The sequence below is a fragment of the Neisseria montereyensis genome (genome assembly GCF_024834045.1).
In the GTDB taxonomy this organism is placed as follows: Bacteria; Pseudomonadota; Gammaproteobacteria; order Burkholderiales; family Neisseriaceae; genus Neisseria; species Neisseria montereyensis.
The window spans coordinates 136395-151189 of record NZ_JANUXW010000001.1 but is presented as its reverse complement, the minus strand read 5'-3'; the positions used below and the strand labels follow the sequence as shown (position 1 = coordinate 151189).

Genomic DNA, 14795 nt, shown 5'->3' with positions numbered 1-14795 from the left:
AACAACAGCGGCAATTTGTGTAGTATTAATGTGCCGGGTTTTATTTAAATCAAAAATAAAGGAGCAAGAGATGTCTAAAACTATAAAATTAAATATTGAAGGCAAAGATGAATTGGAGTTACCGGTACTAGAAGGTACTTTGGGAAATGATGTAGTTGACATCCGTACTTTTACCAAAGGTTCGGGCATGTTCACATTCGACCCTGGCTTTGTATCAACAGCCAGTTGCGAATCTAAAATCACATTTATTGATGGCGAAAAAGGTCAGCTTTACTATCGTGGCTACCCAATCGAACAACTAGCAGAAAACAGTGACTATCTTGAGGTCTGCTATTTGTTAATTTACGGAGAGCTACCCACAAAAGAAGAAAAAGCCAAATTCGAGAAAACTGTATCTCGCCACACAATGGTTCACGAACAACTAACATGGTTCTTTAGAGGCTTCCGTCGCGATGCTCACCCTATGGCCATGATGGTAGGTGTGGTAGGTGCATTAGCTGCCTTCTATCAAGATAGCTTGGATATTTCTAATCCGGAACACCGCAAAGTAGCGATTTATCGTTTGATTTCAAAAATCCCAACTATTGCTGCTATGTGCTACCGTTATTCAAACGGTTTACCGTTCAACTTCCCGCGCAATGATCTTTCTTATACTGCAAACTTCATGCACATGATGTTTGCAACCCCCTGCGAAGATTACGAACCCAATCCTGTATTGGTTAAAGCATTAGACCGTATTTTCATTCTGCATGCAGACCACGAACAAAATGCTTCTACTTCAACAGTACGCTTAGCCGGTTCTTCAGGCGCTAATCCGTTTGCATGTATCGCAGCAGGTATTGCCAGCTTATGGGGACCTGCCCACGGCGGTGCAAACGAAGCTGTATTAAAAATGTTAGCTGAGATAGGTGATGTTTCCAACGTTGCTTCATTCATGGAAGGCGTAAAAGAACGTAAATACCGTCTGATGGGCTTTGGTCACCGCGTATACAGAAACATGGATCCTCGTGCCAGCATTATGCGCGAAACCTGCTATGAAGTGCTGAAAGAATTAGGATTAGAAGATGATCCACGATTCAAATTGGCTATGGAGTTGGAAAAAATTGCATTAAACGATCCTTACTTTGTTGAACGCAAACTCTATCCGAATGTAGACTTCTACTCAGGCATCGTGTTATCAGCACTAGATATTCCGGTATCTATGTTCACTGTCATCTTTGCCTTGGCTAGAACTGTAGGTTGGATTTCACATTGGCATGAAATGATTAGTGATCCGAACCAAAAAATCGGTCGCCCACGTCAACTTTACACTGGTCCGACACGCCGTGATTTTGTAGATGTAAACAAACGCTGATAACTAATATTCTCTGCATATAATATACACTTAACGTTATTTTTGCAGAGCTTGATTAGCTTGCGAAATCAAATTAGGAAACATTAGCGAACTCAAAATGTAAAGAGTAGAATAAACATATTCACAAGGCACTATATTGTGTCTGGAGAATAGTCAAATTCTACTCTTTATTTTATATGCAAAAGGCAAACCCTATGATGGAAGAAAAACTTAATTTCTCGTATTTATTTGGCTCTAATGCGCCATATATCGAAGAATTATACGAAAGTTATTTGAATAATCCTGACTCTGTTGATGACAAATGGAAACAATATTTTACAGAACTCGCCGCCCAACCCGGTGCTGTTGAAAAAGATGTTGCACACCACCCTATCCAGGAATCTTTTGCCAATCTGGCAAAACGCAGAGCAATCTCAGCAGTATCAGGTGGTTTAGATGAAAGCATGCTCAAAAAACAAGTCGGTGTCTTACGCCTTATATCCGCTTATCGGATTCAAGGTGTAGGTGCAGCACAACTTGATCCACTTAAACGTATGCCACCACGCAATATTGATGCTTTAGATCCTCAGTTCCACGGTTTAGATGCTTCTGACATGGCGGTTCAATTCAGTATTGGTGAAGGTGATTTTGCCAACAGTGGCAAATTAACTTTGGCCGACATTATCAGTAGATTGAAACAAACTTATTGCGGACATATCGGTATCGAATATATGCATATTGCCAATACCGAAGAACGCCGTTGGATTCGCGATTATTTCGAGCGCACATTGTCTACGCCGAAATTTAACACCGATGAAAAACGATATATCTTAAAACAACTCACTGCAGCTGAAACTTTAGAACGTTATCTACATACCAAATATGTAGGTCAAAAACGTTTCTCTGTAGAAGGTGGCGAAAGCTCTATTGCCGGTCTAAACTATCTGGTACAAAATGCTGCTAAAGATGGTATTGAAGAAGTGATTATCGGTATGGCGCACCGTGGCCGTCTGAATGTATTGGTGAATACATTAGGCAAACAACCTAGTGATTTATTTGCTGAATTTGAAGGCCGTGCAGCAGCAACTCTGCCCAGTGGCGACGTAAAATACCATATGGGCTTCAGTTCAGATGTTGCCACACCAGATGGTGCTATTCATGTCACTTTAGCATTCAACCCCTCTCACCTTGAAATTGTTAACCCTGTTGTAGAAGGCTCTACACGAGCCAAACAACGCCGCAGAGGTGACAACGGACAACAACAAGTATTGCCTGTTCTAATTCATGGTGACTCCGCATTTATCGGCTTAGGTGTCAACCAAGCAACATTCAACCTTTCTAAAACCCGTGGTTATACAACAGGCGGTACCGTACACATTGTTATCAATAACCAAATCGGCTTTACCACATCCGATAGCCGCGATGTGCGCTCAACCGTTTACTGTACCGACATTGCCAAAATGGTGGATGCTCCTATATTCCACGTTAACGGCGATGATCCCGAAGCTGTCTGCTTCGTGGTAAAAGCTGCTTTAGATTATCGCAAAACATTCCACAAAGATGTTGTCATTGATTTGGTTTGTTACCGTAAACTGGGGCATAACGAGGGCGATGATCCTACCTTAACACAACCAATGATGTATAAATCAGTTGCCAAACATCCGGGAACCCGTGCACTTTATGCCGAACAACTGGTTAATGAAGGTGTAGTCAAAGCAGATGAAGCCGATGGTTTGATTCAAGCTTATCGTGACGCTCTTGATAAAGGTGAACATGTAGAACAAACCCGTTTAACCGATTATGAAAGCAAACACCGTGTTGACTGGTCGAAATACCAAGGCCAAGACTGGCGTGAGCAAGTGGAAAGCGGTTTATCTACTGCCGATATCCAACGGCTGGCCGACAAATTCACATCCGTTCCCGAAGGCTTTACACTACACAATACCGCTAAACGCGTGCTTGAGGCTCGTAAAGCCATGGCAGCCGGCACTCAACCTATTGACTGGGGTATGGCTGAAACACTGGCCTATGCAGCGTTGGTAACTAATGGTACCGGCGTCCGTATTTCCGGTGAAGACTCAGGTCGCGGCACCTTCTCACACCGCCATGCCGTACTGCACGATCAGAAACGTGAACGATCAGATGATGGTGCTTATGTACCTTTGCGCAACATGTCGGAAAACCAAGCTTCTTTCTTGGTGATTGACTCCATTCTGAATGAAGAAGCCGTTATGGCTTATGAATATGGTTACGCCTGCTCTGCTCCCGATAAACTCACCATCTGGGAAGCACAATTCGGCGACTTCGCCAACGGCGCACAAGTCGTTATCGACCAATTCATCTCTTCCGGTGAAACCAAATGGGGTCGTTTATGTGGCTTAACTTCTATTCTGCCGCACGGTTACGATGGACAAGGCCCGGAACACTCATCCGCACGTTTGGAACGTTGGTTACAATTGTGCTCTGAGCAAAACATGCAAATTGTTATGCCGTCTGAAGCATCACAAATCTTCCATATTTTGCGTAGACAAGCCTTAAGGTCTTACCGCAAACCATTGGTTATCTTCCTATCTAAACGACTATTGCGTTTCAAAGACTCTATGAGCGCTTTAGAAGACTTCACCGAAGGTTCTACATTCCGCCCTGTTATTCCGGATACGGTTAAACGAACCAATGGTAAGAGTGTGAAACGGGTTATCTTATGTGCCGGTCAGGTTTATTATGACTTGGCAGCCGGACGAGCCGAACGCAAACTAGAAAAAGAAGTTGCGATTGTTCGTGTTGAACAAATGTATCCGTTCCCATACGATGAAGTGCAAGCAGAATTGGCCAAATACCCGAATGCCCGTGAAGTTATGTGGGCACAGGAAGAGCCTCGTAACCAAGGTGCCTTCTATCAATTGCGCCATCGCATTGAAAAAATATTGGGTGACAAACAAAAACTCAGTTATGCGGGCCGCCCTGCCAGCGCATCACCTGCGGTCGGTTATTTGAGCAAACACGTTGCCCAACTTAAGCAGCTTGTTGAAGATGCAATGTCATTAAACTAAAACTAACTACCTTCAGGCCGTCTGAATGAATTATGTTGCACTTTCAGACGGCCCAACCACTCGGAGAATAAAATGATTATAGAAGTAAAAGTACCCATGCTGTCTGAAAGCGTGTCTGAAGGCACATTAATGTCTTGGCACAAAAAAGTTGGTGAATATGTAGAGCGCGATGAAATTCTGATTGATATCGAAACAGATAAAGTCGTTTTGGAAGTTCCTGCACCTCAAGCCGGTGTTGTTGTAGAAATTATTGCCCAAGATGGTGAAACTGTTGTTGCAGAACAGTTGTTGGCAAAAATCGACACTGAAGCCAAAGCAGAAGCTTCTGCCGCACCCGCTGCCGAAGCTCCGGCCGAAACGCCTAAAGCAGAATCTGCCCCTGCTCCTAGCAGCAATGCCCAAGCCGGTGTTGCTATGCCTGCTGCCGCCAAACTAGCCGCAGAAAAAGGCGTGGATGTAAATAGTGTTCAAGGCTCCGGACGTGATGGCCGTGTATTAAAAGAAGACGTACAAAATGCCGGTAGTGGTGCTAAAGCGGCTGCACCTGCTGCGCCGATTCCTGCCGGTGAACGCCCTGAACAACGTGTACCGATGAGCCGTTTGCGTGCACGTGTTGCCGAACGCCTGTTGGCATCACAACAAGAAAACGCCATTCTGACTACGTTTAACGAAGTCAACATGAAACCGGTTATGGACTTGCGTGCCAAATACAAAGAAAAATTTGAAAAAGAGCATGGTGTCAAACTAGGCTTTATGTCTTTCTTTGTGAAAGCCGCCGTAGCCGCACTAAAAAAATACCCGATTGTGAATGCTTCTGTTGATGGTAGCGACATTGTTTACCACGGTTATTTCGATATCGGTATTGCTATCGGCAGCCCGCGTGGTTTGGTTGTACCTATTTTACGCGATGCTGATCAAATGAGCATTGCCGACATTGAAAAAGCCATTATCGATTACGCATCAAAAGCCAAAGACGGCAAAATCGCTCTGGAAGACCTTACCGGCGGTACATTCAGCATCACCAACGGCGGTACTTTCGGTTCGATGATGTCTACCCCGATTATCAACCCGCCCCAATCTGCCATTCTCGGCATGCATGCCACTAAAGAGCGTGCGGTTGTAGAAAACGGTCAAGTTGTCGTGCGTCCGATGATGTATCTGGCACTGTCTTACGACCACCGTATTATTGACGGCCGTGAGGCAGTATTAACACTGGTTGCTATTAAAGACATGCTTGAAGACCCTGCCCGTCTGTTACTTGATTTGTAATTAAAACGACAGGCACAAAGTTTCAGACGGCCTATTTATTCATTTAATATGAATGCCGTCTGAAACTCATTATCTATATAAAAATACAATATTAATAAGGGAAAACATGAAATACTTTCTGATTTTATCAGCATGTATGCTGAGTGCTTGCGCGGCAACCGCTAGTGAAGAATATTTGGTTTCTGCGTATGATCAAAAGGGGCGTTTATTGAATAAACGTATTGAATTGGGCAGTAACCAAGCCGGTATTCCGCTGGCAAGCGATACTTTGTGCAAAACACATCCGAATGCCATTATTAGGGTGCACAACAAAGCAAACAAACAACTGGCCAAAAATTATCGACCGTATTCATGTCGTAACAAACGGTAAGCGGTGCGGCCGATGCACAAACAAACGGAAATAAATCATTAACCGTCAACAAACTTAGAAAGCCCATGCTTTATGCTTTCATTCATGTTATCCGACGGAAAAACAACACAGAGAAAAGGATTCAAAATGTCACAATTCGACGTAGTCGTTATCGGTGCCGGCCCCGGTGGTTATATTGCCGCCATCCGTGCTGCACAATTGGGTTTCAAAACCGCCTGTATCGATGCAGGTGTTAACAAAGCAGGCGATGCACCCGCACTCGGCGGTACTTGCTTGAATGTAGGTTGTATTCCTTCTAAAGCATTGCTGCAATCTTCAGAACATTTTCACGCCGCCCAACATGAGTTTGCCGAGCATGGTATTACTGTCGGCAGCGTGAAATTCAATGCTGCAAAAATGATCGAACGTAAAGATGGTATTGTTACCAAATTAACCGGCGGTATTAAATTCCTCTTCCAAAAAAACAAAGTGGAAAGCCTGTTTGGTAAAGGTTCTCTCAAAGGCCGCAATGGTGATTTATGGCAGGTTGAAGTAGATGACAAAGGCAATAAATCCGTTGTCGAAGCCAAGCATGTGATTATTGCCACCGGTTCTGTACCGCGTCCGCTGCCTTTGGTTGACATCGACAATGTTAACGTTCTAGACAACGAAGGTGCTTTGAACTTAACCGCCGTACCGAAAAAACTCGGCGTTATCGGTTCTGGTGTGATTGGTTTGGAAATGGGTTCCGTATGGAACCGCGTCGGCTCGGAAGTCACCATTCTTGAAGCGCTGCCTACTTTCTTGGGTGCAACCGACCAACAAATCGCTAAAGAGGCGTTTAAAATCTTCACTAAAGAGCAAGGTTTAACGATTGAATTGGGTGTGAAACTCAACGAAATCAAAAACAATAAAAAAAGTGTATCCGTATCCTATGAAGTAGGTGGCGAAACCAAAACCGAAACATTCGATAAATTAATTGTTTCCATCGGCCGTATCCCCAATACCGAAGGTTTGAATGCCGAAGCGGTCGGTTTGGAAAAAGACGAACGCGGCTTTATTAAAGTGGATGACGAATGCCGCACCAATCTGCCGAACGTATGGGCCATTGGTGACGTGGTACGCGGCCCGATGTTGGCACACAAAGCCAGCGATGAAGGCGTTGCTGTCGCTGAGCGTATTGCCGGTCAAAAACCCCATTTAGACTTCAACAACATTCCTTTTGTGATTTATACCGATCCCGAAATTGCATGGGTAGGTAAAACCGAAGAGCAATTGAAAGCCGAAGGCGTGGAATACAAAAAAGGTACTTCAGGCTTTGCTGCCAACGGTCGTGCTTTAGGTTTGGGTAAAGCCAAAGGTACGGTGAAAGTATTGGCTTGCGCCAAAACCGACCGTATTTTAGGTATCCACATGATCGGCCCGATCGTTTCCGAATTGGTTGCAGAAGGCGTGATGAGCTTAGAATTCAGTGCAAGCAGCGAAGATATCGCCCGCATTGTTCACGCACATCCGACCTTATCCGAAGTCTTGCATGAAGCTGCTTTAGCTGTTGATAAACGTGCTTTACACGGCTAAGTTATTTGCTGAATGCTGAAATTAAACGCTCCGACTATCATAGCCGGAGCGTTTTTATTTTTATAGATAATCCAAATATCTTCCCCAAGCAGGAAGGTTAAATAGACAAAACAACGCAACACTTCATTCCAATCATGAGGCCGTCTGAAAACACCGATAGCCCATAAAATCTATATTCCACAGCCCTATTTATTTTCCAAAACCTTTTCCGTCGTTTCTTAATTTATTCCAAACCAAAGTAATCGGATAATATTCCCTTTTAATATCCATTTTCAGACGGCCTGAACACACTGATTTTGGTTTACAATAGCACCATTATTATTTTATTCATCAGCTTGAGAAAAAATCTATGTTAGATATCCAACAACTCCGTAACCATACTGCCACTGTTGCCGCCCGTCTGACCGCACGCGGTTATGAATTTGACACTATCCGTTTCGACGCCTTGGAAAACAAGCGTAAACAACTACAAGTCCGCACTGAAGAACTACAGGCAAGCCGTAACAGCGAATCTAAAAAAATCGGTATGCTCAAAGGCCAAGGCAAACATGAAGAAGCCGAACAGGTAATGGCTCAAGTTGCACAAATCAAAACCGAGTTGGAACAAGCCGCAGCAGATTATGAAGCCATACAGGCCGAATTGGATTCATGGCTGGCAACTATCCCCAACCTGCCACACGAAAGCGTTCCTGTTGGTGCCGATGAAACCGAAAATGTAGAAGTCCGCAAAAACGGTACGCCGAAACATTTTGATTTTGACATCAAAGACCATGTTGATTTAGGCGCACCATTGGGTTTGGATTTTGAAACCGGCGCCAAACTTTCCGGCGCACGTTTCACCGTGATGAAAGGCAGTATTGCCCGCCTACACCGCGCATTAGCGCAATTTATGTTGGATACCCACACCACACAACACGGCTATACCGAATACTATACGCCTTATATTGTCAACGACAGCACCTTATTCGGTACCGGCCAGCTGCCGAAATTCGGTGAAGACCTGTTTCACGTTACCCGTGGCGGCGACGAAAGCAAAACCACGCAATATCTGATTCCTACTGCCGAAGTAACCTTAACCAACACCGTTGCCGACAGTATTGTGCCGTCTGAAAACCTACCGCTCAAACTCACGGCGCATTCCCCCTGCTTCCGTTCCGAAGCCGGTGCTTACGGTAAAGACGTACGCGGTTTAATCCGCCAGCATCAGTTTGATAAAGTGGAAATGGTGCAAATCGTTCACCCCGATCAATCTTATGCCGCTTTGGAAGAAATGGTCGGCCATGCCGAAAAAATCCTACAACTTTTAGAACTGCCCTACCGTGTGATTACCCTCTGTACCGGCGATATGGGCTTTGGCGCGGCCAAAACCTACGACTTGGAAGTTTGGGTGCCCGCACAAAATACCTACCGCGAAATTTCCAGCTGTTCCAATTGTGAAGATTTCCAAGCCCGTCGTATGAAAGCACGTTTTAAAGATGAAAACGGCAAAAACCGCTTGGTACACACCCTCAACGGCTCCGGCTTGGCCGTAGGGCGCACCTTAGTCGCAGTTTTAGAAAACCATCAAAATGCCGACGGCAGCATTAATATTCCTGCCGCATTGCAACCGTATATGGGCGGCATCAGCGTATTAAAACCATAACCCTGTTTCAGACGGCCTCTTACGCTATCGCATAAGGCCGTCTGAAAACTATGATGCTATTTCACGGCTTTTGTTTATCGTAATAATCGCCAATCATAGCGCCCTACCCAACAAACACACTAAACCCATATGCCCCAAGCCACGTTTTATACCCATGTTGCCGATCCCGCTGCTTTCGTCTGCCGTTTGGCCGCCCGCGCCATACGAGGTCGTGCACCGGTTTTATTGTGGGTAGAATCTGCCGAAGCTGTATCACAATTCGATACCGTTTTGTGGCAATTTGAAGCAGAAAGTTTTTTAGCGCACGAAATATGGCTATCCGGCGAAAGTTTTCCGCAGCATGTACCTTTGGTGTTGGCAGGCGGAAATGAGATACCGACAGTGCCCGAACAAACCGTTGTACTGAACTACTCGCCCGATTTTTGGTGTGATGCTGCCGTTTTGCCTACCAGAGTATTGGAAATTGTCGGCAACGGTTTGGAAGAGTTGGCCGAAGCGCGTGAACGCTTTAAAGCCTATCGACAAAAAGGTTTTCACATCGAACATCACAATATGCAGGGAAAAGCCTGAAACAGGCAGCTCAATTTTTTTCAGACGGCCTTAATGCTTTCTAAACATTGAAAAACCAAGCATTTTTTTGTACAATCCGCCCTCTTTCTTATTCAGACGGCCTATGAAAAAATAAGCTGTAAATCCTCATGACAACAGCGCAGCGAGCCAAGCGAAGTAAAAACGATGGCATACTGCTTAGGCCGTCTGAAAACCATTATTCCAACGAAGAGTCATTATGTCCCATATTCCAGAAGAAGTACGCCGCCGCCGTACATTTGCCATTATTTCCCACCCCGATGCCGGTAAAACCACGCTCACCGAAAAACTATTGTTATTCTCCGGCGCCATTCAAAGTGCCGGTACCGTCAAGGGGAAAAAAACCGGGAAGTTCGCCACATCAGACTGGATGGAAATCGAAAAACAACGCGGCATTTCCGTCGCCTCATCCGTGATGCAGTTCGACTATAAAGACCATATCGTCAACCTGCTCGACACCCCCGGCCACCAAGACTTCTCCGAAGATACCTACCGCGTGCTTACCGCCGTGGATAGCGCGTTAATGGTGATTGATGCCGCCAAAGGTGTGGAAGCACAAACCATCAAGCTGTTAAACGTCTGCCGTTTGCGCAATACGCCGATTGTGACGTTTATGAATAAATACGACCGTGAAGTACGCGACTCGCTCGAACTGCTCGACGAAGTGGAAAACATCCTCAATATCCGTTGCGCACCGGTTACCTGGCCGATCGGCATGGGCAAAAACTTCAAAGGCGTTTACCATATATTGAATGACGAAGTGTATTTGTTTGATGCCGGCGGCGAAAAATTACCGCACGAATTTGAAGTGATTCAAGGCCTTGACAACCCGCGCTTAGACGAACTGTTTCCGCTTGACATGGAAAACCTGCGTGCGGAAATCGAATTGGTTCAGGCGGCCTCTAATGAATTTTCACTCGAAGAATTTTTATCCGGCGAGTTAACCCCTGTATTCTTCGGTTCGGCCATTAATAATTTCGGTATTCAAGAAATCCTTAATTCCCTTATCGACTGGGCACCGGCTCCGCAAAACCGCGATGCAACCGTACGCATGGTATCCCCCGATGAAGATAAATTCAGCGGCTTCGTGTTTAAAATTCAAGCCAATATGGATCCGAAACACCGCGACCGTATCGCATTTTTACGCGTTTGTTCAGGCAAATTCGAACGCGGTATGAAAATCAAACATTTGCGTATCAATCGTGAAATTGCCGCTTCCAGCGTGGTGACTTTTATGTCGCATGATCGCGAATTGGTTGAAGAAGCCTATGCCGGCGATATTATCGGTATTCCGAATCACGGCAACATCCAAATCGGCGATAGTTTCTCAGAAGGCGAAACACTGGCCTTTACCGGCATTCCGTTCTTTGCTCCCGAATTATTCCGCAGCGTGCGCATTAAAAACCCACTGAAAATGAAACAACTCCAAAAAGGCTTGCAGCAACTGGGCGAAGAAGGTGCCGTACAGGTTTTCAAACCGCATAACGGTTCCGACTTGATTTTAGGTGCGGTCGGCGTTTTGCAATTTGAAGTGGTTACGTCCCGATTGGCAGCAGAATATGGCGTAGAAGCCGTATTCGACAATGCCGCCATTTGGTCGGCACGTTGGGTTTCTTGCAACGATAAGAAAAAACTGGCCGAATTTGAAAAAACCAATGCCAACAATCTATCCGTAGATGCCGGCGGCAATCTGGCTTATCTGGCACCTAATCGGGTCAACCTAAACCTAACGCAAGAACGCTGGCCCGATATTGTTTTCCATGAAACACGCGAGCATTCCGTTAATTTAAATGCCTAACTTCAGCTTTGAATTGAAAATATCGGGCGGTTACAGAAAGCTATCTGTAACCGCCCGATATTTATCTATAAACACCTATACAGTCTTGTAAACGGTCATACCAATAATATATTGATTGCCGACAAACAGTTATCCCCTATTGGATTATCTGACAACCCAAATAAAATCAATACTATTTCTAGCCATAAAATAAATGACGGTTATCTAAAACAGATATTATCGCAACCAACAATCTAAAGAACCTTTGACAGTATGGTGTTTGGTATGGTTTCGCTTTTTCTTAAGCTCGGCGATATTGCTATATACAGCCCATACGGCTAACCCTGCGTAACAAAATGTAGAAAGCACCCCGATTAAGGCAAAAATCGGCATCAGACGGTCAATCATATTTACTCCAAGTGAAACAAACGTTTTTAAATGTGTTTTATTTGTAAAATTTTTTTAATTAAAAAATCATATTGTGGAAAATATTATATGGCAATAAGATTTTTTTTAAAACAACTTTCTTTAAAAATTTGATGTTAAAAATATTTTTAATAAAATTGTGTTGTAAATTTAGGTAATGAAATGTATGTGCTATTTACTTGTTTTTTAACTCTTTATATGGATGCCTCCCTGCTTTCTAATACTGCGTTTCTTTTCCATTGCCCCTTAAAAGTCGTGCGCGTACAATCGCTGCCATGAAAAAAACATGTTTCCATTGCGGACTTGATGTGCCCGACAATCTTTCTTTTCCGGTGATTTATGAAAATGAATCACATGATACTTGTTGTGCCGGCTGCCAAGCAGTGGCACAAAGCATTATTGATGCGGGATTGGGAAACTACTATAAACAGCGTACCGCCGATGCTGAAAAAGCCGCACTGCCCCCGCAAGAAATTTTAGACCGTTTAAAACTTTATGATTTACCCGAAGTACAGGCTGAGTTTGTCGAACAAGGTGCAGATGGCGAACGTGAAGCGGTATTGATGCTCGGCGGCATTACTTGTGCCGCCTGCGTTTGGCTGATTGAACAACGTCTGTTGCGCACCGAAGGCATAGTACGGGCCGATTTAAATTACAGTACCCGCCGCGTACGCATTGCTTGGGACACGGTAAAACTATCGCTTTCCTCTATTTTGATGCTGATTCAGCAAATCGGCTATACGGCTGTTCCTTACGATGCACAAAAAATGGAAGAGCAGATACAGGCAGAACGTAAGCAGTCATTAATCCGTTTGGCCGTGGCCGGGCTGTCGATGATGCAAACCATGATGTTTGCCATACCGACTTATCTTTACAGCGATCAAATCGAGCCATTGTTTTTAAGCCTGTTGCATTGGGGTGCATTCCTGATGGTCTTACCCGCTATGTTTTATTCGGCGGTTCCGTTTTACAAAGGCATGCGGCGCGACATTAAAAACCGCCGCACAGGTATGGATACACCGGTTGCACTGGCCATTACCCTTACTTTTATTGCCGGCATGTATAGCTTAATCAGCGACTCTGGGCAGGGCATGTATTTCGAATCGGTCGCAATGTTTATCTTCTTTCTGCTGGCCGGCCGCTATATGGAACAGGTGGCACGACATAAGGCAGGCGATGCGGCGGAAAGATTGGTAAAACTGATACCGGCATTCTGCCACCGCTTGCCCGATTATCCGGAAAGTGAACAGGTTCGGGAAGCTGCGGTTGTACAGTTAGCGATTGGCGATACCGTAGCCGTTTATCCGGGCGAAGTGATTCCCATAGATGGGGAAGTATTATCAGGGGAAAGCGAAGTCAATGAAGCCATGCTAACAGGGGAAAGTCTGCCCGTATCGAAAAAACAGGGTGATAAAGTGGTGGCCGGCACCTTAAACTCATTAAGCCCGTTGATTATCCGCACCGAACAAATCGGCAACAATACTCGTTTATCACATATCGTCAAATTACTGGATCGCGCGCTGGCACAAAAACCCAAATTAGCGGAACTGGCCGACCGCTATGCCGCTTCTTTTATTTCAGGCTTATTAATACTCGCTATTCCGGTTTTTATCGGCTGGACGATTTATGCGGATCCGGTAACGGCATTATGGATAACCGTTTCCTTATTGGTTATCACCTGCCCATGCGCGCTTTCTCTAGCCACGCCCGCCGCCTTAGCCGCTTCCACCGGCAGCTTGGCTTCAGACGGCATATTGGTATCCGGTAGCGGCAGTTTGGAGGCCCTAGCGCAAATTAATGATGTTGTATTCGATAAAACCGGCACACTAACCAAAGGTACCTTATCCGTTATCCGAACCGTGTCTTTAGGCCGTCTGAATGAAAGAGACGCCGCTATGGCCGCGCAAATGTTGGAAAACCAATCGGAACATCCGATAGCTAAAGCCATTCTGGCCTATGCACAACATATTTTGCCGGAAAACGAAATAGCCTATCCGATAGCGGAACAGCGGATAAACCATGTCGGCAGCGGTGTACGCGCACAACTCAATATTCACGGCGAAACCGATATCTGGGCATTGGGTAAAGCCGATTTTGTTGCCGAGATTGCCGGAAATCCGCCCGAACAGGCTGATATCCAACACAATGGCAGTATTGTCTATCTTGGCAACAGCAAAGGTTTTCAGACGGCCTTTTTATTAGAAGACGAAGTGAAAGACGGTATTGGCGAAATGCTGTCGGCTTTAAAAGCCCAAGGCATACGCCTGCATCTGCTCAGTGGCGACCGCACCGAAACCGTACAAAATTTAGCTGAAGAATTGGCATTGGACACTTATCGCGCCGAAGCTTCCCCCGAAGACAAACTCGCTTATGTAGACGCACTCCAGCACCAACAACGTACGGTTCTGATGGTTGGCGACGGTATTAACGATGCCCCAGTTTTAGCACAAGCCGATGTATCGGTGGCGGTATCCGGCGGTGCGGATGTAGCCCGTGACGGTGCTGACGTTATTTTATTAAACGAAGATATGCGCGTGCTGCCTAAAATGATCGAGCAGGCACGCCGTACCCGCATGATTATCCGCCAAAATCTGGTTTGGGCGGGGGTCTATAATATTATCGTTGTGCCTCTGGCGGTTTTTGGCTATGTCACACCATGGATAGCAGCGGCCGGCATGAGTTTCAGCTCGATTGTCGTCGTTGCCAATGCCTTAAGATTATTAAAAAGAAAGTAAACAAAAAGGCCGTCTGAAATATATATTCAGACGGCCTCGTTAAGCTGT

The 14795-nt window shown here is 45.3% G+C and carries 9 protein-coding genes; all 9 read left to right on the top strand.

Going from position 1 to position 14795, the window contains the following annotated elements; genetic code table 11:
- The first annotated feature begins 70 nt into the window (after positions 1–70).
- The 9 genes from gltA to NXS09_RS00655 all read left to right on the top strand — a co-directional run bounded on the left by gltA (position 71) and on the right by NXS09_RS00655 (position 14747).
- On the top strand, positions 71–1354 hold the full coding sequence (gltA, locus tag NXS09_RS00695; RefSeq protein ID WP_259290646.1) for a citrate synthase: 1284 nt from the start codon (positions 71–73) through the stop codon (positions 1352–1354).
- A gap of 194 nt (positions 1355–1548) precedes the next feature.
- Positions 1549–4383: a 2-oxoglutarate dehydrogenase E1 component gene (locus NXS09_RS00690; protein WP_259290645.1), complete on the top strand. Its 2835-nt coding sequence runs from the start codon at positions 1549–1551 to the stop codon at positions 4381–4383.
- A 72-nt stretch (positions 4384–4455) separates the two neighbouring features.
- Positions 4456–5652: a 2-oxoglutarate dehydrogenase complex dihydrolipoyllysine-residue succinyltransferase gene (gene odhB, locus NXS09_RS00685; protein ID WP_259290644.1), complete on the top strand. Its 1197-nt coding sequence runs from the start codon at positions 4456–4458 to the stop codon at positions 5650–5652.
- Positions 5653–5758: 106 nt separating this feature from the next.
- Positions 5759–6022, top strand: coding sequence for a hypothetical protein (locus NXS09_RS00680; protein ID WP_259290643.1), 264 nt, complete (start codon positions 5759–5761; stop codon positions 6020–6022).
- Positions 6023–6148: 126 nt separating this feature from the next.
- Complete coding sequence (gene lpdA / locus NXS09_RS00675; RefSeq protein WP_259290642.1) at positions 6149–7579, top strand: dihydrolipoyl dehydrogenase; 1431 nt, start codon at positions 6149–6151, stop codon at positions 7577–7579.
- A 349-nt stretch (positions 7580–7928) separates the two neighbouring features.
- Complete coding sequence (gene serS, locus NXS09_RS00670) at positions 7929–9221, top strand: serine--tRNA ligase (protein WP_259290641.1); 1293 nt, start codon at positions 7929–7931, stop codon at positions 9219–9221.
- Positions 9222–9350: 129 nt separating this feature from the next.
- A complete protein-coding gene (locus NXS09_RS00665) occupies positions 9351–9791 on the top strand; it encodes a DNA polymerase III subunit chi (RefSeq protein ID WP_259290640.1) in 441 nt (146 codons plus the stop codon).
- Positions 9792–10008: 217 nt separating this feature from the next.
- Positions 10009–11607, top strand: a complete 1599-nt coding sequence (locus NXS09_RS00660; protein WP_259290639.1) for a peptide chain release factor 3 — start codon at positions 10009–10011, stop codon at positions 11605–11607.
- Positions 11608–12287: 680 nt separating this feature from the next.
- Positions 12288–14747 carry a heavy metal translocating P-type ATPase gene (locus NXS09_RS00655; RefSeq protein WP_259290638.1) on the top strand — a complete coding sequence of 820 codons (2460 nt, stop codon included), beginning with the start codon at positions 12288–12290 and terminating at the stop codon, positions 14745–14747.
- Positions 14748–14795 lie beyond the last annotated feature (48 nt).